This is a genomic window from Desulfonatronum zhilinae (genome assembly GCF_900182865.1).
GTDB classification, from domain to species: domain Bacteria; phylum Desulfobacterota; class Desulfovibrionia; order Desulfovibrionales; family Desulfonatronaceae; genus Desulfonatronum; species Desulfonatronum lacustre.
In genome coordinates this window covers 60865-82823 of record NZ_FXUJ01000007.1, presented here as the reverse complement: position 1 = coordinate 82823, position 21959 = coordinate 60865, and the positions used below count along the sequence as shown (strand labels likewise).

The 21959-nt window shown below is 60.5% G+C and carries 16 protein-coding genes; 1 reads left to right on the top strand and 15 read right to left on the bottom strand.

Annotated elements, in window-relative coordinates:
- Positions 1-221: 221 nt before the first annotated feature.
- From AC559A_RS07700 to AC559A_RS07640, 13 genes are all read right to left on the bottom strand, one after another.
- Positions 222-1544, bottom strand: coding sequence for a nuclear transport factor 2 family protein (locus AC559A_RS07700; protein WP_498817264.1), 1323 nt, complete (start codon positions 1542-1544; stop codon positions 222-224).
- Complete coding sequence (malQ, locus tag AC559A_RS07695; RefSeq protein ID WP_498817262.1) at positions 1544-3064, bottom strand: 4-alpha-glucanotransferase; 1521 nt, start codon at positions 3062-3064, stop codon at positions 1544-1546. The genes AC559A_RS07700 and malQ overlap by 1 nt, the downstream gene beginning before the upstream one ends.
- Positions 3065-3068: 4 nt before the next feature.
- The gene (gene glgB, locus AC559A_RS07690; RefSeq protein WP_084032013.1) at positions 3069-5075 is read right to left on the bottom strand and encodes a 1,4-alpha-glucan branching protein GlgB; all 2007 of its coding nucleotides are present in this window, start codon (positions 5073-5075) and stop codon (positions 3069-3071) included.
- Positions 5072-8404, bottom strand: coding sequence for a maltose alpha-D-glucosyltransferase (gene treS, locus AC559A_RS07685; RefSeq protein WP_498817259.1), 3333 nt, complete (start codon positions 8402-8404; stop codon positions 5072-5074). Before treS ends, glgB begins: the two co-directional genes overlap by 4 nt.
- 248 nt (positions 8405-8652) lie before the next feature.
- Positions 8653-9876, bottom strand: coding sequence for an SPOR domain-containing protein (locus AC559A_RS07680; protein ID WP_498817257.1), 1224 nt, complete (start codon positions 9874-9876; stop codon positions 8653-8655).
- 263 nt (positions 9877-10139) lie between these two features.
- The gene (gene hisG, locus AC559A_RS07675) at positions 10140-11024 is read right to left on the bottom strand and encodes an ATP phosphoribosyltransferase (RefSeq protein WP_028572380.1); all 885 of its coding nucleotides are present in this window, start codon (positions 11022-11024) and stop codon (positions 10140-10142) included.
- A complete protein-coding gene (hisI, locus tag AC559A_RS07670) occupies positions 11025-11396 on the bottom strand; it encodes a phosphoribosyl-AMP cyclohydrolase (RefSeq protein ID WP_035261686.1) in 372 nt (123 codons plus the stop codon).
- Positions 11397-11668: 272 nt separating this feature from the next.
- Complete coding sequence (gene rlmN / locus AC559A_RS07665; protein WP_498817255.1) at positions 11669-12736, bottom strand: dual-specificity RNA methyltransferase RlmN; 1068 nt, start codon at positions 12734-12736, stop codon at positions 11669-11671.
- On the bottom strand, positions 12733-12933 hold the full coding sequence (locus AC559A_RS07660; RefSeq protein WP_028572383.1) for a DUF2283 domain-containing protein: 201 nt from the start codon (positions 12931-12933) through the stop codon (positions 12733-12735). The genes rlmN and AC559A_RS07660 overlap by 4 nt, the downstream gene beginning before the upstream one ends.
- Before the next feature lie 5 nt (positions 12934-12938).
- The gene (locus AC559A_RS07655) at positions 12939-13193 is read right to left on the bottom strand and encodes a hypothetical protein (RefSeq protein WP_435050750.1); all 255 of its coding nucleotides are present in this window, start codon (positions 13191-13193) and stop codon (positions 12939-12941) included.
- Positions 13190-14521, bottom strand: a complete 1332-nt coding sequence (locus AC559A_RS07650) for an HD domain-containing protein (protein WP_028572385.1) — start codon at positions 14519-14521, stop codon at positions 13190-13192. The genes AC559A_RS07655 and AC559A_RS07650 overlap by 4 nt, the downstream gene beginning before the upstream one ends.
- Before the next feature lie 25 nt (positions 14522-14546).
- Positions 14547-15815 carry a dihydroorotase gene (locus tag AC559A_RS07645; protein WP_498817253.1) on the bottom strand — a complete coding sequence of 423 codons (1269 nt, stop codon included), beginning with the start codon at positions 15813-15815 and terminating at the stop codon, positions 14547-14549.
- A gap of 3 nt (positions 15816-15818) precedes the next feature.
- Positions 15819-16820: an aspartate carbamoyltransferase catalytic subunit gene (locus AC559A_RS07640; RefSeq protein ID WP_498817251.1), complete on the bottom strand. Its 1002-nt coding sequence runs from the start codon at positions 16818-16820 to the stop codon at positions 15819-15821.
- Between the two features lie 302 nt (positions 16821-17122).
- Here AC559A_RS07640 and AC559A_RS07635 point away from each other — a divergent pair, with 302 nt between their 5' ends.
- Entirely contained in the window at positions 17123-19783 is a 2661-nt protein-coding gene (locus tag AC559A_RS07635; RefSeq protein WP_498817250.1) for a PEP/pyruvate-binding domain-containing protein, read from the top strand.
- A gap of 219 nt (positions 19784-20002) precedes the next feature.
- Here AC559A_RS07635 and AC559A_RS07630 read toward each other — a convergent pair whose 3' ends face one another.
- Positions 20003-20914, bottom strand: coding sequence for a dihydroorotate dehydrogenase (locus AC559A_RS07630; RefSeq protein ID WP_028572388.1), 912 nt, complete (start codon positions 20912-20914; stop codon positions 20003-20005).
- Positions 20911-21816, bottom strand: coding sequence for an iron-sulfur cluster-binding protein (locus AC559A_RS07625; RefSeq protein WP_498817248.1), 906 nt, complete (start codon positions 21814-21816; stop codon positions 20911-20913). Before AC559A_RS07625 ends, AC559A_RS07630 begins: the two co-directional genes overlap by 4 nt.
- Between the last annotated feature and the right edge of the window lie 143 nt (positions 21817-21959).

The following is a 21959-nucleotide window of genomic DNA, read 5'->3' as shown; positions in this document are numbered from 1 at the left end:
GGTCAGAGCCAGGAGCGCAACCCCGAGGGAAACGACTCGGCGTGCAAGCTCATGAACGACGAAGGCGGATCCTTGCAAGGCCATGGTTTCTTATCCGTAAGTGAAGGTTTAACATGAGCAGTCTGTGCCTTGGAGAGCAAACTCACTTGAAGCCGCGAAGAATGATTACATCTCTCCTTCGCGGCTTCGCGTGAGATACTTTACCGTACTACCTCACGATATCATGATCGCGGCAGCAGGCGCTCCCTGGTGATCCGCCACTGGCCGCCTTCCTTGCGCAATTGCAATTCCTTGGACACCTCATCGTTGATCACGTTGGATCGGTAGCGTTGGGCAAAGCGAACCTGAGCCGCGTTCTCGTCCAGAATGGTGACGACGATATTGGAAAGGGTCACATTGATAAAGGGCGGAGCAGCCACCCGTGTCCGGCGCTGCTCCCGCCATTGCGCCAGACTGAGCCCGCGTTCGGGCTGAAAATTTCCGCTGTAAAAAGACAGGTATGCTTCTACGTTCTGGCTCGCCCAGGCATTAGCCCAGTTCAGCACCACGTCGGTGATGGCCGCCTTGACGGTATCGGGGCTGGGACGCGGCGCGGGGGCTTCAGAGGCCGGTGGCGCGGGAGGGGTTACGGACGGAGGAGCTGGGGCCGTCGGAGCCGGGACGGGTTCAGGTGCCGGAACGATCACCTGCTCCGGAGTCGCCGGCCGGGGTGCGACGGGTTCGGGAGCCGGTTCGACAACAGGTTCGCTGACCGGCTCAGGTACGGGCTCAGGTACAGGCTCAGTGCTCGGCTCGGGAGCCTCAGGGACAACGGATTCGGCTGCCGACGCAGGGCTGGACTGTGGACTGGTGGTCGGCGTGATTTCCGGGGTGGCTTCTGGTGCGGCTTCCGACGCGGCTTTTGGCGCGACCGCGATTGGCTCCGGGGAAGGTCCAGGGGCCGCCGGAGAGGGGAGAAGTGGTGGAGACTCCACCACTGATGCGGGACCATGAGGGGCGACTGAGGCCACGTAAAGGGTCGCCGCGGGCAGCGGCATGTCCGGGGTCCCGGACAGTTCTTCCAACGGGTCGAGACGCACGAGAATCCTTTCGTCGTCCTTGCCCAGGACCCGGCGGTACGCGCTGCTGGCCATGGCCGAATAAATCCGGCTCAGATTTTGATGAGCCGTGGCATAGCTGGGATGCGTCTCCAGGGCCCGTTGCAGGGTGTCCTTGGCCTCCTCGAACCGCCCCGCGGCCGCCAGCAGACCAGCCAAATTGTTGTAGGGCTCGGGCAGTTCCGGATGACGTTCAATCAGATCGTGGTAGACCTCCATGGCTTCGGAGAACCGCCCCAGGCGTTCTAGAATGACACCTTTCAAAAACAATCCTTGAGTATCCTTAGGATGGCGTTGGAGGTGGCCCTGGATGGCCTGGTAGGCGTCGGCGACTCGCTCTTCGGCAAAAAATTCCTGGGCCGTTTCCAGACCGGAAGGAGCCGAGAACAGGGGAGTGGCACTCCAAAACAGAACACATAACGCGGCCAGACAGGAAATATACTTCATCAGGATTCGGAGCCTCTTCCATACAAGGTCGTCATGTCCAGGAGCTTTTTGCGAACCCCGCCTTCCAAGTCGCTCAACACCTCCGGGGGCATCCGCCAGGACCAGTTGCCGTTGGCTACGCCGGGCACGTTCATTTTTGACGCTGCTCCCAAACCCAGAATGTCTTGCAGTGGAAAGATGGCCACGTCCGCCACGGACTGCATGCCCATGCGCACGAAGGCGGTGGCCACGGTTTCCGAGGTACAGGAAGCGCCGAGATAGGCGTCCACACGGGCCAGGGTCTCCGCATCGGCCTCTTCCTCGAACCAACCGCGCACCGTGTTGTTGTCGTGGGTACCGGTATAGACGTAACAGTTTTGAACGTGGTTGTGCGGAGCATACGGATTCGTGGGCAGGTCCGGACCAAAGGCGAAGAGCAGGATCTTCATCCCCGGCAGCTTAAATTCCCGCATCACGTCGCGCACCGCGTCGTCGATGGTTCCCAAATCCTCGGCAATCAGCGGCAAAGGATCAAAGGCTTCGGCAAGGGTCCGGAAAAACGCCCGAGCAGGAACCTCGGCCCACTGGCCGTGCATGGCGGTCTCGTGTCCGGCCGGAACCTCCCAGCAGGCCACGAAGCCCCGAAAATGGTCCAGACGAACCAAGTCGAACAGTTCCACGTTGCGCCGGATGCGCCGCACCCACCAGGCGAAATCGTCCCGCTCCATCCGCTGCCAATCATAGACCGGATTGCCCCAGAGCTGACCGGTCTCGCTGAAGTAGTCCGGCGGTACGCCGGCCAGAACACGGGGCCGAAGCTGATCATCGAGCTTGAACAACTCCGGATTGGCCCAGACGTCCACGCTGTCCTCGTTCACATAGATGGGCACGTCGCCGATCAGTTCCACGCCTCTGTCGCGGCATGATGCCCGCAAGGCCCGCCACTGTTGAAAGAAAACGAACTGCTGGAAACAAATCAGGTCTATCTCGTTTTGAAGCGTGTTGCGGTAGCCGTCCAATGCCAAGGCATCCCGTCGCCGCGCATCCTCCGGCCATTCCGTCCAGGGGCGGCCCTGGAAGTGGGCCTTCAAGGCTCGAAACAGAGCGAAATCCTCCAACCAGGCACCCTGTTCGACGCGAAATGCCGCAACGACCCGTTGGATTTCAGGCCGCACGCCCGCATCGGCAAACGCCTTGGCCAGCAACGCCTCCCGAATTTCACGGGCCGTGGCGTACTTGACCCGGTCCACGGGAATCTCGGCGATGTTTCGAAGATCGTCCGGGCGAAGCAAGCCGTCCCGGACCATGTCTTCCGGACTGATCAGCAGAGGGTTTCCGGCAAAGGCCGAGTCGCTGCTGTAGGGCGAGTTGCCGTGCACCGGAGACGTGGGGTTCAAGGGCAGCATCTGCCAGTAGCGCTGTCCGGAGGCCGCCAGAAAGTCCGCAAAATTCCTGGCCTCCGGCCCCAAGTCGCCCACGCCGTACCGCGAAGGCAGAGACGTAACGTGCAGCAGGATGCCGCTGGATCGGTTTCGGATCATCTGGTCAGCTCAGCTTCTTGAGAAAAAAATCCACGGTGGGCGACTCCGGAATCTCGGCGTAAAGTTCGTTCCGGCACACCACGTCCCCGTCGTCGGGACCGTCGCTCTTGAAAAACACCACGCCCAGCGGCGGCAACGTCAAAGCCAAAGAGGAGTACTGGCCATGGCTGGGCAGGGGAGAGGCTTCCACGCCGCCCATGTTGCCCATGCCGCCGCCTCCGTATTCCTGAGCGTCGCTGTTCATGATCTCCCGCCAGAACCCGCCCCGAGGCACCCCGACCCGGTAGTTTTCCCGGGGCACCGGGGTGTAGTTGGCCACCACCAGGATCAGATCCTGGGTGCAGGCGCCTCGACGCAGGAAGCTGATCACGCTCTGATCCGCGTCGTTGCAATCCACCCAGGAAAACCCGTTCTGGTCGAAATCCAGTTCATACAAGGCCGGCTCGGCCCGGTAAAGATGATTCAAGTCCTGCACCCAACGCCGCAAGCCATCGTGTTCCGGTTGGTGCAGCAAATGCCACTGCAGGCTCTGCTCGTGGGCCCATTCGGACCACTGCCCGAATTCCGCGCCCATGAACAGCAGCTTCTTGCCGGGATGACCGAACATATACCCGAACAAAAGCCGCAGGTTGGCTCGTTTTTGCCAATCATCCCCAGGCATTTTGTTCAGCAGTGATCCCTTTCCATAGACCACTTCGTCGTGGGACATGGGCAGGATGAAGTTCTCGGCAAAGGAATACCAGATGCTGAAAGTCAGCTGGTTGTGATGGTGCCTGCGATGCACCGGGTCCAGAGACAAATAGTCCAGGGTATCGTGCATCCAGCCCATGTTCCACTTCATGCCGAACCCCAAGCCTCCAGCATCCGTGGGCCGGGAGACCATGGGCCAGGCCGTGGATTCCTCCGCAGCGGTCTGGGTATCCGGAAAGTTGGTGTACACGGCCTCGTTCAGGGCGCGCAAAAACTCGATGGCTTCGATGTTCTCCCGCCCGCCGTACCGGTTGGGAATCCATTCCCCATTCTCACGGGAGTAGTCCAGGTAGAGCATGGAGGCCACGGCGTCCACCCGCAGCCCGTCTATATGATACTTGTCCAGCCAGAACAGGGCCGAACTGATCAGGAAGGAGCGCACTTCATTGCGACCGTAGTTGAAGATATAACTGTTCCAGTCCGGGTGGTAGCCCTGCCGGGGGTCGGAATGTTCAAAAAGATGGGTGCCGTCGAAATAGGCCAGGCCGTGTCCGTCTCCGGGAAAATGCGAGGGCACCCAGTCCAGGATCACGCCGATTCCGTTCTGGTGGAGTTGGTCCACGAGGTACATGAAGTCCTGGGGCGGACCGAACCGGGAGGTCGGCGCGAAATACCCCAGGGTCTGGTAGCCCCAGGAGCCGTAGAAGGGATGCTCCATCACCGGCAGAAATTCCACGTGGGTGAAGCCCATCTCCCGGACGTACCCGGTCAACCGGGTGGCCAATTCGCGGTAGGTCAGATAACGGTTGGACTCCTCGGGCACCCGTTGCCAGGATCCCAGGTGGACCTCGTAGACGGATTGGGGCGCGTGCAGGGCGTTGCGCAGCCCGCGTTCACGCATCCACTGATCATCGTGCCACTGGTACTTCAAGTCCCAGACCACGGAGGACGTGTTCGGGGGAATCTCGGTGTGCCGGGCGAAGGGGTCGGCCCGGTCCGTGCTGTACAGATGATGCCGGGATCGAATGTGGTACTTGTAGAGCTGCCACGGATGGACATCCGGGATGAACCCCTCCCAGATGCCGGAGCCGTCCCAGCGTGGGTGCAGCACGTGGGCATCGTGATTCCAGTCGTTGAAGTCCCCGATCACGCTGACCCGCTCGGCATTGGGAGCCCATACCGCGAACAAGGCTCCCCAACGTCCGTCCACTTCCATAGGGTGGGAGCCGAGTTTGTCGTAAAGCCGGAAATGTCGGCCTTCCTTGAAGAGATAACTATCCGTTTCCGTAAACAGGCTGACGCCGGGAATGACGTGGTTCATGTCGGCACCTCCATGAGGTTTTTCAAGCCCTTGAGCGGGAGATCCACCCAGTCCAGGCGATTGTTCAGTTCGTAGCCCAATTCGTAGACCGCCTTGTCCAGGACGAAGATCTCCAGCAGGCTTTTGATCTCTTCATCCTTGTCCGGCAGAAAAACGTGTCCCCGGGCCAGTTCCAGGTAGCTCTTCAGGAACATCCCGGAAACCGCCGAAGACCAGGCGTCGATCCACGGGGCCAACACGGCCGCGTCGGTCTTGCGCAGGGCGATCTGGTCGCGCAGGACCATTTGGGCCAGATAATCGAACGAGCGCAACATCCCGGCCACGTCCCGCAGGGCCGAGCGCTTCAAACGTCGCTCACTCAAGGCCCGGGCCGGTTCGCCCTCAAAGTCGATGATCACGAAGTCCTTGCCGGTGTACAGGGCCTGGGCCAGGTGATAGTCCCCGTGAATCCGGATTTTTGAGGCTTGGATCTTATGTCGGTGAATGGTCCTGAATCGCTCCAGGACGGCCTTCTCCGTTTCCAGAACCTCACGGGCCAAAACGCTCTGCTCTTCATCAAGCCGCTTTAAATTCTTGCGCAGCAAGCCAAAGACCGTTTTCAGCTGATTCTGCAGGCTCTGAAACACCGAGCGTTGATACAGATAGGAAAACGGTTCCGGGGCGAAGGCCGGATCATCGGCCCGCGAGGCCAGGGCGATGTGCAGTTCCGCGGTACGCCGGCCCAGCAGAGCGGTCATTTCCAGATAGGGACCGATCAAATCGGTCACCGCTTCCGGAGTGCTGCCATGGGCCGCATCCCAGTACCCGCACGGACACTCAGGGGCCGCCGACTCCGCGCCTAGAGACAATACCGCCTCCACGTACCGTTCCAGAGCGTCCTGACTGTACTTCCAGGCGTCGCCATGGCTGGGAACGAACTGCTGAAGCACGCCCAAAACGGAATCCTCGTGCCCGTTTTGATGATACGTCAAAGACCCGACATACAGCGGAATATTTCGGAACGATGTCCGTTCCGTGAGAAACCGACACAACTCCAGCTCCGGCTGCGGCCCGCGCTCCAAGCGACGATAAATTTTGAGGATCAGTTCGGAGCCGTAGATCATGGAGGAATTGCTCTGCTCGGATCGAGACAGTTGCGGTTCCAAACGCAAAATGTCGCGCTGGCGCAAATCCCGACCAGGCCAGGCATGCAGTTCGCCCCGGCGGCCCCGAAGGTGTTGGCGTTTGCTCAGAAACTTGATCAGTCGTTTGCCAAAATCCGGAGCGTACACGGCCTCGAACAGCACGCCCTGCTCTTCTCCCTGCCGGGTTGTCCTGACGATCCGGCTGAGCACGTGGGCCGTCTCTTCGGCCGCGATGTCCCGCGCGTTGTCGCCCCAGGCCATGGTCAAGGGCAGCACGTACCGTTCCTCCGACCCTTCCACGTAGTCCACGGTCAGAATCAGAATCAGGGACACCTGGTCCGAATTGTTGAACTCCAGGACGTCGTCGATGGCGACCTGCTGGATCGTACGCGCCTTGCCTCGGAACCAACGGCGCTTGGGCAAAAACCTGGGTAGGATGTCCTTTTCCAGGCGCTCCCCCACCTCGCCGTTCCAGATATCCTGTTCCACGGAGCGGATGGTCAGCTGAGGCAGATCCCGGACCTCTCCGCCCAGGCCGGGCTGCTCGGCCCGAATCATCTGGAAAATATAGTAACCGTAGGATCCCAGGGTCAGCGTATAGCCGCCCTCCCCGACCGGACGGAAGCGGTTGCGGCTGAAGACCTCCTCGGGAATCCAGTCCGCATAGCCCCCCAGGTCCAGATCCACGGACTGACAATGCCGGGAAAGGTTGGCCACGATCAGGAGATGCTCGTCCTCATGGCGGCGTAAAAAAGCCAGGACCTTGGGATTTTCCGGGCGCAAAAACTCCATGTCCCCCCGCCCGAAGGCCCGGAAACGCTTGTACATGGAGATGAACCGCTTGTTCCACCACAGCAGCGAGGCTTGGTTCTGGGCCTGGGTCTCCACGTTGATGGCCTCGAAATGATACTCCGGGTCAATGACCACCGGCAGGTAGAGACGCTGCGGGTTGGCCCGGGAAAAGCCGGCGTTGCGGTCCGAACTCCACTGCATGGGCGTGCGCACCCCGTCCCGATCCCCCAGGTAGTAGTTGTCGCCCATGCCCAGCTCGTCTCCGTAATAGAGAACGACGGAGCCGGGCATGGCGAAAAGAATCGCGTTGAGCAGATTGATCTTCTTGCGGTCGTTCTCCAGTAGCGGAGCCAGTCGACGACGGATGCCCAGGTTGATCCGCGCCCGGGGATCACGGGCATACATCCGGTACATGTAGTCCCGCTCCTCGTCGGTAACCATTTCCAGGGTCAACTCGTCATGATTGCGCAGGAAAAAGGCCCATTGACAGTTGTCCGGGATGTCCGGGGTCTGCTCGAAAATATCGATGATCGGATGGGACTCCTCCATGTGCAGGGCCATGAACAGCCTGGGCATCAATGGGAAGTGGAAGGCCATCTGACAGGAATCGCCGTCGCCGAAATAGGCGCAGGCGTCCTCGGGCCACTGATTGGCCTCGGCCAGGAGCATCCGGTTCGGATACTTGGCGTCGATGTGCGCCCGCAGGTCCTTCAAATACTGATGCGTTTCAGGCAAATTCTCGCAGTTGGTCCCTTCGCGCTCGAACAGATAGGGCACGGCATCCAGCCGCATCCCGTCCACGCCCATCTTCAGCCAGTAGTCGATCACCCGGAACAGGGCCTTACCCACCTGGGGGTTGTCGAAATTCAAGTCCGGCTGGTGAGAGTAGAAGCGGTGCCAGTAGTAGGATTTGGCCACCGGGTCCCAGGACCAGTTGGACGTCTCGAAATCCTTGAAGATGATCCGGGCGTCCTGGTACTTGTCCGGCGTATCGCTCCAGACGTAGAAATTGCGCCAAGAGGACCCGGGCGGAGCATTGCGTGCCCGCTGGAACCAGGGATGCTGATCCGAAGTGTGGTTAAGCACCAACTCGGTGATCACCCGCAGGCCACGCTTGTGCGCCTCGCGCAAAAAGACCTTGAAATCCTTGATGGTCCCGTACTGGGGGTGAACGCTGAAATAGTCGGCGATGTCGTAGCCGTCGTCGCGCAACGGAGAGGGATAAAAGGGCAGCAGCCAGATGGCCGTGATTCCCAAATCAGCCAGATAGTCCAGCTTCTGGGTCAATCCCGGCAAGTCGCCGATCCCGTCCGAGTTGCTGTCGAAAAACGCCTTGATGTGGACTTCGTAGATAATGGCGTCCTTATACCAGAGGGGATCGTCGACCAGTTTGGCCTGCTTGATTTGGGGCATGGGAAACCTCCGCGCGAATATGCCGGGAAGAATTAAAGGGAAATCGAATCGTGACGAGCCGGGAGATCACGACGTCGTCCATCAGCCGCGATTCTGGCTGTCAGACTCCATCATAAATACCGAAAAAGCATCCTCTTTTCCAGAAGAGATTCATCACGCTGAAATCAATCAACTTTACGACTGATCTCCAAAAAAAGATAGGACATCGGAAAAGAAGAACAGAGGAAAGGATGACGGCTCGTGACCGCTCAAGGCGCATCCAGCGGCAGATATCGCTCCACGTCGACGCGGGTCACCACGGCGTCGACGTTTTCCAGGCTCAAAAACTCCCGCGACCGGCGTTGCGCCGCATCCAGATCAAGAAATGCGTCAATGTACACTAAAACCCATTGACGACCCGCGTGCGTCACTTCGACGATACCAGCCGGATACCCCTTGGCCGCGTAACCGTCGCGCAACGCTTTTGCCTTGTCTTGGTCAAGAAACCCACCAACTTGGACGATGTACATCGAGTCCGCGAGTGTTTCCGGGGAGATGGCCGAAGGTGTCGCCGAAGTTGAAGGTGAGCTTGGGGCGGGCGTTGGAGACGTCGGAGACGTCGTCAATTCCGTCGTTGAGTCGGCTATTTCCGTGCCTCGCCCTTCTTGACCGCCGTCATCCTCAAGTCCGTGCCCGGTCATTCTTCCCAGAGACCGCAGGTAGCCTTCGGCCGTTTTCGCTTCCGGACCGTCCGGAGCGGCCTCGATCACCAGCAGCAGCCATTTATCGGCTTCCTGGTCGCGACCGGCGAGCAGCAGATATTCAGCCAGGGTCAGGATCATCCGGACATTGGCCGTATCCGCTTCAACGCCCCGCCGCAAAAGATCGACGGCTGCTTCCAGGTTCCCTTGCCCCACCTCGATCTCCGCGGCCAGAAGATAAGCTCGACCAAAGCGCCAGTTCAGATCCATGGCCCTGTCGGCGTACCGCCTGGCCGCGATCGGATCGTCACGTTCCAGATGCAGCAACGCCAGGTTCAGGGCCGCGATTTCCGGAGTCTGGTAGGTGGGTCTTTCAAGTGCGCGAAGAAAGGCGAACTCCGCTGCCGTAAAATCGTCCTGGGCAAGATGCGCCAAGCCCAGGTTGTTCCACCCCTCGGCATGGTTGGGGTCCAGAGCCACGGTCCGTTCCAGGGCCTCCACCGCGGCGGGCCAATTTCCCAGCATGAACTGGGTGTATCCCAGGGTGAACTGGTAGCGGGGAGAGTCCGAGGCGGCCCGCTGGATTCGCAGCAACTCCCGCAGACTCATCCGAGGCTCGTCGCTGCGCAAATAGGCGTCGGCCAGGTCCAGGCGAATCCGGACTTCGCGGGGGCTGAGCCCACGCCCTTCTTCGCCTTGGGAGGGTGCAGAAGTCCCGGTACCGGCGCAGCCCGACACCATCAGGCCCAGGCAAATGATAAAAAAGACGCACGCCCATTTCCACGGCAACAATACCCATCGCCGTGGCGATGGAGTAGGAAAGGACGTGCGCCGTTTATTCACGATACTTCTCCCGGGGTTCCCGGCTGATAACGGAAAGAAGATCTTAAACCAATTCCACTTCGGTAATGCGTTATTCGTTTGAGAAAAACAGTTATCGGTGTCGGCGCTTCGCTATCGGTATCGGGATCGAATTCAGAATGTTAGTGACCAAACCGTATCGATCCCGATCCCGATTCCGACACCGAAAGCGAATCATTGAGTTGGAAACGGTCTTAGATCACCTTGTTCAAGGAATACTCGATAATCCCTTCCGCGCCTCGCTGGACCAGGTCCGGGATCAGGTCGCGGACCACGTTTTCCTCGACCACGATTTCCACGGACATCCAGTCGCTGTTCAGCAGATGAGCCACGGTGGGCGAGGTCAGGCTGGGCAGCACGGACATGATATCGTCAACCCGGGCCTGGGGCACGTTCATCTTCAGACCCACCAGCTTCTCGGCCCGCAACGCGCCCTTGAGCAGCATGTCGATCTGCTCGATTTTGGCCCGCTTGACCGGATTGGCCCAGGCGGCCTTGTTGGCGATGAGCTGGGTGTTGGTCTGCATCATTTCGGCGATGATCCGCAGCCCGTGGGCCTTGATGGTCGAGCCGGTCTCGGTGACCTCCACGATGGCGTCCGCCAGGCCCTCGACGACCTTGGCCTCGGTGGCCCCCCAGGAAAATTCCACCTCCACCGGAATGCCGGCGGCCTGAAAGTAGCGCTTGGTGAAATTCACCAGTTCCGTGGAAATCTTCTTCCCGGCCAGATCTTCGGGCCGACGATAGGGGGAGTCCCCGGCCACGGCCAGAATCCAGCGGGCCGGGCGGGAGCTGACCTTGGAGTAGACCAGATCCGAAACCACATGCACGTCGGACTCGTACTCCATGACCCAGTCCTTGCCGGTCAATCCGGCGTCCAGGGTTCCGGCCTCCACGTAGCGGGCCATTTCCTGGGCTCGGCAGATGCTGCAATTGATGGCCGGATCATTGATCTCCGGAAAGTAGTTCCGGGAGTGCAGATGAATTTTCCATCCGGATCGGGCGAACAGACTGATGGTGGCGTCCTGCAGGGAGCCCTTGGGGATGCCCAGCTTGAGTTGGTCGTTGGGTGTCGTCATTTATTTATATACCTCCTTGGGATCGAAAATCAGCGGCGCGCAGGTCGTCCACGCGCCGTTCTCCATGGTCCGGTAAAAGCAGGTTCGATAGCCCTCGTGACAGGCCGCCCCGCCCACCTGCTCCACCAGAAGCAGGATCGTGTCCGCATCGCAGTCGATCCGAACGGACCGGACTTTCTGCACGTGTCCGGACGTCCCGCCCTTGTGCCACAACTTTCTCCGGGACCGGCTGTAAAAATGGGCCTCCCCGGTGGCCAGGGTTTGCTCCCAGGCCTCTTCGTTCATGTACGCCACCATCAGGACTTCCAAGCTCGCGGCGTCCTGGACAATGGTCGGCACAAGCCCGTCGCACTTCGCAAAATCAGGTTTCACAGGGCAACTCCTCCGCAATTGTCCGAATAATGAAAAAGGTGTGGAATGCTGAAACTCGCGGCATAATTTGAAAAAAATTGTAACCACGCAGTACATTTTATGTCCGATCTTGCACCGCCAATCGGTGTCGGGGTCGGTATCGGAGTCGGAATCGAAACAGGAAGAATTGAGAACGCATCCCAGCGTTTTCGATCCCGATCCCGATTCCGACACCGACAACAGAATTTCTCTGTGCTGTGTAGTTGCAAAAAGTATAAGACTTTTTTCAACCGTCATTCCAGGGCGGCGACATCCGCCCGCAACTGGCCACAAGCGGCAGAAATATCTTGCCCCTTGCTTTTACGCAAGGTTGCGGGGAGGCCCTTGGATTTGAGGAGGTTTTCGAAGGCCAGGACACGATTCATGTCCGGGGCGGCGTAGGGCAGTTCCGGCGAGGGATGAAAGGGGATCAGATTGACCTTGGCCTTGACCTTGTTCAGCAGCCGAACCAGTTCCCGAGCATGGCCCAGGTCGTCGTTCACCCCTCCCAGCAGGACGTACTCAATGGTGATTTTCTGTCTGGGTTGCAGCGGGTAAGCCGCCAGCTCGGCAATCAGGTCGTCCAGGACAAACCGCGCGGCCCTGGGCATGATCCGGGCCCGCAGATCCTGGGTCGGAGCATGCAGGGACACGGCCAGGGAAGCCAGCCCAGAGGCCCCAAACTCCGAAAGCATGCCCGGCACCCCCACCGTGGACACGGTAATCCGCCGCTTGGAAAAATCCAGCCCCAGGGGATGATGCAGCGATTCCAGAGCCCGACGCAGATTCTCCCAGTTCAGCAGCGGCTCGCCCATGCCCATGAACACGAGATTGCGCAGCGCCAAGCCCTGGGTCTGGTCCTGGGGCTGGCCCTGGGTCAATCCGGCGACATGCTCCCGGGCCACGAGGATCTGGCCCAGGATTTCCGCCATGGTCAGGTTGCGGACCAATCCCATCCGGCCGGTGGCGCAAAAGGTACAGCCCAATGCGCAACCGACCTGGGTGGAGAGACACAAAGTGAAGTGGTCCTTCTCCGGGATCAGGACGGTTTCAATGTGTTGGCCATCCGCCAGGGCCAGCAAAAACTTGGTCGTCCCATCCCTGCTGGCTTGGACGTGAACCACCTCCGGCCAAAGCACGTCCGCCGTCTGGCCAAGACGCTCACGCAGTTCCTTGGAGATATTGGTCATCCGACCATAATCCCGCTCCCGCTTCTGCCACAGCCACTGCCAAAGCTGCTGCGCCCGAAACGGAGCCTCTCCCAAACCGGAACAAAACTGTTCAAGTTCGGAGTACGTGAAGTCGAGAAGATTGAGTTTCAATGGACAGGAGCCAGCTGAAAGGAAAACTCGTTCACATTGGTTTGCTGCTTGGCATGTTCCACCGTCATGCTGACGATATTGCCCACTGCGTCGATTTCAACCAAAGTATTTTCATTGAGATCATAAGATTCCACGATTTCACTACTGCTGAAAATCAACAGCAGGGTGTCCGTATCCGGAAAGTATTTCGCCTGCATGGTGTTTATCCCTGAAACCTGCGGTCAAAAAATGCGTTGTGAATCGTCACCCCATCCTCAAGGAGAATGACACGGAGAAACCGACCTTCCGCTTCTGGAATTCGTTTCCATCTCCGAATTCGGCCATCTTGTTGAACCACTTCGGCGTCCGGATTCGCAACCGTTTCAAAAATCCAATCCAGATTGATACAACAACGATCAGGACGGTTTCGCGTGTAAAGAAAATATTGGGTGAACCGAGCCTCCAGCATATCGGTCACTGCAACTTTTCCTTCTCCCGGTAATTGCGCACGAACTCCACGGCTTCCGGAACCGAGGTCACCTCGCCGGAAATCTGGGCCTGGAGCAGGGCTTCTCGGATCACGCCCACGGCGGGTCCCGGCTTGATCTCGGCGAAGTCCATGATCTCGTGGCCATTGAGCAGGGGTTCCAGAGCTTCTTCCGGAATTTCCGCCCGCTCCAGCATTTTCATGTTGTGGTTGAACTCCTTGTACGCGCCGTTGCGGGCCTTGACGTCCGCCCTGGCGATTTCAATCAACCGCGGATAGTCGTCCACGGCGGTGAACCGGCGGATGCCCTTGTCCGTGAGCATGAAATGGAACCGCATGTGGTTGCGTACCAGGTGGCAGATCTTGTCAATCTCCTCGGGAGAAAAACGCAATCGATTAAGAATCTTGCGGGCCACCTTGGCCCCCACCCGATGATGCTGGTAGAATGTCCACTGACCGCCCACGTATTCCGCCGTGTACAGCTTGCCCACGTCGTGAAACAAGCACCCCATGGTTCCATACCAGTCGTAGGGCAACTCTTCCGGGTATCGGCGCATCAGTTCAATGGTGTGATCCAGAACGACTTCCTCGCCCTCCTCCGGATTCTTGATCTGCTTGACCCGGCTCAAGGCCGCGATTTCCGGAATCAGGCCGTGCAGGATGGTGCTTTCGTAGAGCAGCTTCACGAAGTGCCACATGTTCTCCGCTTCCACCTTGCGCCACTCGTCCATGATGTCCGAAACCGAAACATAGTCCAGAATGCGTCGGGCGGACCGGACGATGGTCATCCAGGAGTTGGGCTCAATGGGTAGATGAAAGTTGGCCGCGAAGCGCAACGCGCGCACGCCGCGCAGGTAGTTCTGTTTCAGCGTCTCGTCCGGGATGCCCTGGAACCGGATTTCACCGACTCCGATGTCCGCGAAGCCGTCATACAGCTCCTTGGCCTTGGGCATGTACGGACAGGCCAATTGCAGCGGCAGGCCGCCCTCGGTCTTCTCCAGGGCCTTGATCATCCCCGGAGTGAACCGGGCCACGCACTCTTCGGGATAGGACCCGTCCTCGACATCCGCGGGATAAACACGGATCAGGACGTCGCCCTCCTTCAAGGTTCCGGTGACGTCCGGGGTCGTACCGGGTTCGAAAAGAGGGAACAGCTTATTCAGATCCTCGAAGTCCGCGTCCGTGCTGATGTCGATCTCCCGTTCCGCCTCGCCTTCCAGTATCTTTTCCTGCAACCGGGCATTGATCACGTAGGCGTCAAACCCGTTGCGCATGATGGTTTTGCAGATGCCAACGGCATCTTTCAGTGGTTGCGCCATATCAACTCCTTACGATGCATCGACGTCATGAAAACAAAATTTTGCCGGCAATCCCGTGCGCCACGACTCGCCCCGGCAGTGTTTGCCCGAGGCATGGGGTGTTTTTGCCCTTGGAGCGCAGCGTTTCCGGGGTGACCGTCCATTCCAGGTCCGGGTTGAAAAGAATGAAGTCCGCGGGATCGCCGGGTTGAAAACGGTTCACCGGCAGGGAAAACAGCGCTCCGGGTCGCGCGGACCACAGCGCGCAAAGGTCTTGCGGCGACAACACGCCTTCGCGAACCAGCTTCCAACTCAGGGACAGAGCCGTATCCAGCCCGCTGATCCCGTTGGGAGCCTCGTCCATGGGGACTTCCTTCTCGTGGTCCGCGTGGGGCGCGTGGTCCGTGACCAGGATGTCGATCACCCCTTCCCTCACGGCCTGGCGCAGGGTCAGCACGTCGTCGTCGGTGCGCAGGGGGGGATTGACCTTGGCCAGTGTATTGTACCCCTGGACCATTTCCTCGGTCCAGAGCAGGTAATGCGGGCAGGTCTCGGCGCTGACCCGCACCCCGCGGACCTTGGCCCAGCGGATCAGCTCCACGGATTGCCGACAACTGATATGGGCCAGATGGATCGGCAGGTCCAGGTATTCGGCCAGCAGGATGTCCCGGGCCACCTGCATGCTCTCGGCCACCACCGGTTGCCCCTTGAGGCCCAGCAGGCCGCTGACCCGGCCTTCGTTCATACTCGCCCCTTCGGCCAGGACCGGGTCTTCGCAGTGATCGATCACCACCAGCCCCAGATCCGACGCGTACTCCATGGCCCGACGAAACAGGTCCGGATTGGCCACCGGCATGCCGTCGTTGGAAAAGGCCACGCATCCGGCCTCGGCCAGTTCCGCCAGCGGGGCCAGTTCCAGTCCGGCCAAACCTTTGGTCAACGCTCCGACGGGATGCAGGCGTGGTCCCAATGGATGGGCCGCGGCGGCCCTGTCGCGCATGAATGAAGTAACCGCCGCGGAGTCGTTGACCGGGCTGGTGTTGGCCATGGCCAGCACGGCGGAAAACCCGCCTCGGGCAGCGGCCTCCAGGCCGGAAGCGATGTCTTCCTTGTATTCGAACCCGGGCTCGCGCAGATGGACATGGGCGTCGATCAGTCCGGGCAGAAGCAGCGCTCCGCCGCCATGCAGCTGTTCGCCTTCCGAGGACGGTTCGTCCGGCGGCGCAAGGCGTTGTACCACGCCTTGCCCGATCCACAGGCTGACCAGTTCGTCCTGCCAGAGCACATTGCGCACGATGAGATCCGGTCCGGGCATGGCCTAGTCCTCCTGAAGCAACGGGGATTGAGGTTGACGGGATTCGGTCTGGTCGCTGCGCACGTCTCCCTGGCCCGGAGCGTCTTTGCGGGTCAGAAAGAGAAACAATAGGGCCATGCGGGTGGCCACGCCGGCGGAGACCTGATCCAGAATCAAACTGTTTTCCGCGTCCGCCAGGGCCGCGTCGATTTCCACTCCCCGGTTCATGGGGCCGGGATGCATCACCAGCACTCCGGGATTGGCCTTGTTCAGATGCCCTGCTCCCAGGCCGTAGGTCCTGGCATACTCGCGCAAATCGGGCAAAAGCCCGGCCTTCTGGCGCTCCAGCTGCAACCGCAGACAGATGACCGCGTCCACGCCCTTGCACGCCTCGGTCAGATCTGCGAACACCTCCACCGGCCACTGGCGAACCCCGGCGGGCAACAGGGTCCGTGGAGCGCAGATCCGAACCCGGGCTCCCAGGGCCGTGAACAGCAGCACGTCGGACCGGGCCACGCGACTGTGAGCAATGTCCCCGACGATGAGCACGGTCTTCCCGGTCATGTCGTCCCCCCAGACCTCGCTCAGGGTGAACCCGTCCAGCAGAGCTTGCGTGGGATGGGCATGCCAGCCGTCACCGGCGTTGATCACCGAGCAGGACAGCCGCCGGGCCAGAAATTCACCGGCCCCGCTTTGATGGTGCCGCAGGACCAGGGCGTCCGGATGCATGGCCTGGAGGGTCAGGGCCGAATCCTTGAGGTTCTCGCCCTTGCGCAGGCTGCTGGACGAAGCGGCCAGGGAATAAGTGTCCGCGGAGAGTCGTTTTCCCGCGATGTCGAAGGAGGTTTTGGTCCGCGTGCTCGGTTCGACGAAAAACAGGATGACGCTCTTGCCCTTGAGCGTCGGCACTTTTTTCACCGGACGGGTATTGATCTCGGCGAAACGGCGGGCCATCTGAAACACGTAGAGGATTTCAGCCGCGGTCAATTGCGAAATGCAGAGCAGGTCCTTGTGGGGCCAAAGCATGGGTGCACCGTTGGTGGAGATGTGTTTGGCGGGATGAAGAAAAGCCGGCAACCCCGATCGGTCGCCCGCGTCGATCCCCCTCCTAGCGGAAAACGGCTTCGGCTTCCAGTACATTTTTCGGCATTTCATCTTCCAGGCCCATTCTTTTCGCTCCTCAAGCCTTGCGGACCATGGCTGTTGTCATTCTCGCGGTTCCGGCGTAAAAAATTCATGTTTAGGAGTTCCGCAACCGGCGCCTCCACGTTTCCCCTCATTATATTCCTTCACCTCTTTCCTCCTCTAGTGAGAGACGGACACATTCCATGCCTTCCTTGCTTGACCAGTTGATCGCCAAAAGCAAAATCACCATGCGCATCGCACCGGAAGAATTGGCTTTTCAACGCAAATACCTGTTCTTCAAAAAGCTGCTCGGCCACAACAACAAGTCCCTGCAGTTGATCAACGCCCTGGAGAATCTGCTCTACGACTCCCAGCCCTTCACCTTCGACGAGGTCCTCTGCCAGTGCGAGGAACTGGTGGGCGTGGTCTACGAGCTGGCCGAGGATCTGAACGCACTTTCCGGCGGCAAATATTCGGAACTGTTCAGCGCGGCTGAGCGGATCGGCATCCAGGTCCTGCGGGGATTGACCAGGCAGCGCAAGCTGGAAAAAACCTGTCTCGTGCTTCCGCTGGTCAGGCTGAGCCACGAAAATGTGGGGCAGGTCGGCGGCAAGGCGGCCAACCTGGGCGAAGTGTCCAACCGTGTCGGGTTGCCCACGCCCAAGGGGTTCGCGGTCTCGGCCTATGCCTGTCACGATTTTTTCCGCTCCGCGGGGCTGTACGAGGCCATCCGCGGCGAACTGAAAGGCGTGGACATCCAGGACACCACGCAACTCACCAAAGCCTGCTCCGCGGTGCAGCAGCTGATCATGGCCGCCCCGCTGCCCGAGGACCTGGAATGTCGCATCTTCTACGAGGCCAAGGAGCTGTTTCAGGAGTTCGGACCGCAAACCCGCCTCGCCATGCGCAGCAGCGCCACGGGCGAGGACTCGGAATCCTCCTTCGCCGGTCAGCACTCCACGATCCTCAACGTCACCCAGGACACCATTCTCGGTGCCTACAAGGAAGTCGTGGCCAGCATGTACAATCCCCGCGCGGTCTTTTACCGCCGCAGCGTGGGCTACCGGGACCAGGACATGGTCATGTGCGTGCTCTGCCTGAACATGGTCGACGCCCGTGTCAGCGGGGTGATGTACACCCAGGACCCCAACGAACCGGAAAGCCAAAACCTGATCATCAGCGCGGCTTGGGGCCTGGGCGTGAGCGTGGTGGACGGCTCCATGCCCACGGATTTGTGGCGGGTGAATTCTCAGGTGAATTCTCAGGTGAACTCTCAGGTGAATTCTCAGGTGAACTCTCAGGTGAACTCTCAGGTGAACTCTCGGGTGAATTCCGAGGAGGGTGAGCCGGAATACGTCGGGGCGCACAAGGCCAGGCGCATCGCCATGAACCCCGAAGGTGGAATCCATGACGTCCCGGTGGAAGAGCATCTTCAAGGCCAACCCTGCCTGAGCGGCGACGAGGTTCACGCTTTGGCCGAGTACGGGCGAATGCTGGAAAAGCACTATAAACGCCCCTTGGACATCGAATGGGCCATGGACCAGGCCGGCAAACTCTTCATTCTGCAGGCCCGGCCCCTGAACCTGATGCTGCCGGAGCAGGACCCTCGCGCCTGTGCCAAGGAGGCGGCCGCGGCCCTGGAAGGGCACGACGTCCTGCTGTGCGGCGGCACCACGGCCTCCGCCGGCACGGCCGGCGGTCCGGCCTTTGTTCTGAAGACAGAGCACAGCCTGACCGCCGTACCCGAAGGAGCGATTCTGGTCACCCCACAGACGTCAACCCTGTACGTGCCGCTGATGGGCAAAATCCGGGGAATCATCACCGACGTGGGCAGCGTCACCGGGCACATGGCCTCCGTGGCCCGGGAGTTCGGCGTTCCGACCCTGGTGGGCACGGACAACGCCACCAGCGTCATTCCCCACGGCGAGGAAATTACCTTGGACGCCTCCCGCCGGACCGTCTACGCCGGGCGGATCATGACCCTGATCCAGGCCAGGCCGCGCACCAACCTGATGAAAGGCAGTCCGCTGTTCCGGCTGGTCAAGGACACGTTGAAAAAAATCGTCCCCTTGAATCTGATCGACCCCAAGCGCGACGACTTCCGCCCCGACGGCTGCCTGACCCTGCACGATGTGGTCCGCTTCGCCCACGAAAAGGCCATGGTGGAAATGTTCCGCATCGACGACGAGATCCGGGAAGACACCCATCTCGCGGTCAAATTGAAGACGTCCTTGCCGCTGAACACCTACATCCTCGACCTGGGCGGCGGATTCAAAGCCCCGCCCGAGGGCGGAGCCGTGGACCGGGAGAACATCGCGTCCAGGCCATTCCTGGCCCTGCTCCGGGGCATGGAGCATCCCGGCGTGCATTGGGTGGGACCGGCGGGAGTCCAGCTATCCGGATTCGCCGCGCTCATCGCCGAGACGATCCTGAACGACCCGGACCACGGAAGCCCGAGGGGAGGACCGAACTACGCCATCATTTCCGACGACTACCTGCACTACAACGCCCGCCTGGGCTACCATTTCGTGACCATCGACACCTACTGCGGCCAGCAGGTCAACGACAATTACATCACCTTCTCGTTCAAGGGCGGAGCCGCGGACGTGTCGCGCCGAACCAAGCGCGCGATGCTGATCGCGGCCATCCTGAAGCGCCTGGGGCTGCGGGTCGAACAGACGGGGGACATGGTGCGCGGGGAAATCAAAAAATACGATCATCCCCGGATGGAGGAAAAACTGGATTTTCTCGGACGACTCCTGGGCTCGGTCCGTCTCCTGGACATGGTCCTCTCCGACGAGGCCCAGATTCCCTGGTACGTGGAGCAGTTCTTCAAGGGAAATTATTCCTTCGAGCAGTGTTGACGGTCTTCGGACCGTCTCCATCATACCTTTATCTCTTCAAAATCGAGATCAAAATCGAGATCAAAATCGAGATCGAAATCGAGATCGAAATCGAAAAACACCGATCATCACTCCGTGATCACGCCATCTTCTTTGATATGGCGTTCGATTTCGATGACGATTTCGATTTCGATTCGGACAGCACGTGAGGATCGAGAACAAATCCGTCTTCGGACCGCCTCACGCCCGCAACGCACCCCGAAACTCCTCCCACGACGTCACGCCCAGGTCGTCCAGCAGTTTCGGCAGGTCGGCCGCGATGCGGAAGGCCGTGTCCGGACGCAGGAAATTGGCCGTGCCGATCTGTACGGCCCACGCCCCCACCAGGATGTACTCCAGCACGTCCTCGGCCGAGGCGATCCCCCCCAAGCCGATGATCGGCAGGTCCACGGCCCGGCTGACCTGATGCACGCAGCGCAGCCCCACGGGCTTGATCGCCGGTCCGGACAGGCCGCCGATGACGTTGGCCAGTCGGGGCATGCGGGTGCGGACGTCCACGGCCATGCCCGAAAGGGTGTTGATCAGGGCCAGGATGTCCGCCCCTCCGTCCGCCGCGGCCTTGGCAACGGACGTGATGTCCGTGACATTGGGCGAGAGCTTGACGATCACCGGCTTGGTCCCGGCCTTCTCCTTGACCGCCCGGGTTACCCTGGCCGCCTGCCCCGGGTCCTGGCCGAAAAGTATCCCGCCGGCCTGGACGTTGGGGCAGGAGATGTTCACCTCCAGGGCCGCGACGCCCTCCTGTCCGGCCAGGTATTCCGCCAGCCGGGCGAAGTCCTCGACGTCGCAGGCGTACAGATTGGCGATGACCGGCACTTCGGCCCAGGGCAGCAGAGGCAGTTTTTCGGCCACGAAACGGTGCGCCCCGATATTCTGCAAACCGATGGCGTTGAGCATGCCGCAGGGCGTTTCAGCGATCCGGGGCATGGGATTGCCCGCACGGGGCTCCCAGGAAAGGCCCTTGACCACGATCCCGCCCAGTTCGGTCAGGTCGCCGTAGGGCGCGAACTCCACGCCGTACCCGAAGGTTCCGGACGCGGTCAGCACCGGATTCTTCAACCGCAGCCCGGCCAGTTCCACCGCGGGGTTCATACCTTCCCTCCAAGGTCTGCTTGGTTACCGCCCAGGTCCACGCCCAGATGCAGTTCATGGGCCCAGAACACCGGCCCCTGGGTGCAGACCTTCACGGGCAAGGCCTGATTCGTCGTCTCGGTCACGCACCCCAAACACGCCCCCACCCCGCAGGCCATGCGGTTTTCCAGGGAAAGCTGGGCCCTGGCCCGGTGCTTCACGGCCAGGGACTGGACGGCTTGCAGAAACGGATGCGGCCCGCAAGCCAGAATCAGCCCGTCCGTTCCGGCATATTCCGCGATCCGGCGCTCCAGGTCGCCCACAAAGCAGGCCAACTCCTCGGCGCAGGTCTGGCGCGAAGCCTCCACGGCCATTCCCTGCGGCAACAAGTCCAGGGGATATTCGCCGACCTCCGGTCGATGGCCGAAAAAAAGCCGCAGCGTATCCGGCCGGGGATGACGCCGGGCGTAGCCGATGAACGGCGCCAGTCCGATGCCTCCGGCCAACAGCAGCGTGGGCGTCTCCGGCTCCACGACGAATCCCCGGCCCAGCGGCCCCCAGACCACGACCCGGTCCCCGCGGCGCAAGACGCTCATGGCCCTGGTCCCCCGGCCGACCACCTGGAAAAAAATGCGCAGCACGCCCCGCTCCAGCATGCAGATGGAAAAGGGCCGGGCCCACAAAGGCTCGAAGGCCCAGGAAACCGGCCGCAGCATCACGAACTGCCCGGGCGTCCATCCACCCTCACCGGGAAAATCCGCCGGCGGCTCCAAGTCCAGCAACCAGTGCGAATGATCCGGTCCGTCTTTCGAAGGTGATGCGAGGTCGGCCTTCAAACCGGTTCGGCGCAGCTCCAAAACCGTGAACTCGCGGCAAACCGGGGAAGAGGCGGCGTCCGCCGCCATGAGTGTGTCGTCTGGCATAGTATACTGACTCGAAGTTGAACGTTGCTGGGGTATGAGAAAGATAAAGCTGATGCGCTGGAGAAACAAACTCCGTTCCAAGCACGAGCAATCTCATCGCGGGCCATTATAGCTATAACTCTCTCCCGTCCCCTGACTCCCGC

Excerpts from the sequence above, each read along its gene's own strand:
- AC559A_RS07700 (WP_498817264.1), bottom strand. The coding sequence starts at position 1,544 with ATGAAGTATATTTCCTGTCTGGCCGCGTTATGTGTTCTGTTTTGGAGT.
- malQ (WP_498817262.1), bottom strand. The coding sequence starts at position 3,064 with ATGATCCGAAACCGATCCAGCGGCATCCTGCTGCACGTTACGTCTCTG.
- glgB (WP_084032013.1), bottom strand. The coding sequence starts at position 5,075 with ATGAACCACGTCATTCCCGGCGTCAGCCTGTTTACGGAAACGGATAGT.
- treS (WP_498817259.1), bottom strand. The coding sequence starts at position 8,404 with ATGCCCCAAATCAAGCAGGCCAAACTGGTCGACGATCCCCTCTGGTAT.
- hisG (WP_028572380.1), bottom strand. The coding sequence starts at position 11,024 with ATGACGACACCCAACGACCAACTCAAGCTGGGCATCCCCAAGGGCTCC.
- AC559A_RS07660 (WP_028572383.1), bottom strand. The coding sequence starts at position 12,933 with ATGCAGGCGAAATACTTTCCGGATACGGACACCCTGCTGTTGATTTTC.
- AC559A_RS07650 (WP_028572385.1), bottom strand. The coding sequence starts at position 14,521 with ATGGCGCAACCACTGAAAGATGCCGTTGGCATCTGCAAAACCATCATG.
- AC559A_RS07645 (WP_498817253.1), bottom strand. The coding sequence starts at position 15,815 with ATGCCCGGACCGGATCTCATCGTGCGCAATGTGCTCTGGCAGGACGAA.
- AC559A_RS07640 (WP_498817251.1), bottom strand. The coding sequence starts at position 16,820 with ATGCTTTGGCCCCACAAGGACCTGCTCTGCATTTCGCAATTGACCGCG.
- AC559A_RS07635 (WP_498817250.1), top strand. The coding sequence starts at position 17,123 with ATGCCTTCCTTGCTTGACCAGTTGATCGCCAAAAGCAAAATCACCATG.
- AC559A_RS07630 (WP_028572388.1), bottom strand. The coding sequence starts at position 20,914 with ATGAACCCCGCGGTGGAACTGGCCGGGCTGCGGTTGAAGAATCCGGTG.
- AC559A_RS07625 (WP_498817248.1), bottom strand. The coding sequence starts at position 21,816 with ATGCCAGACGACACACTCATGGCGGCGGACGCCGCCTCTTCCCCGGTT.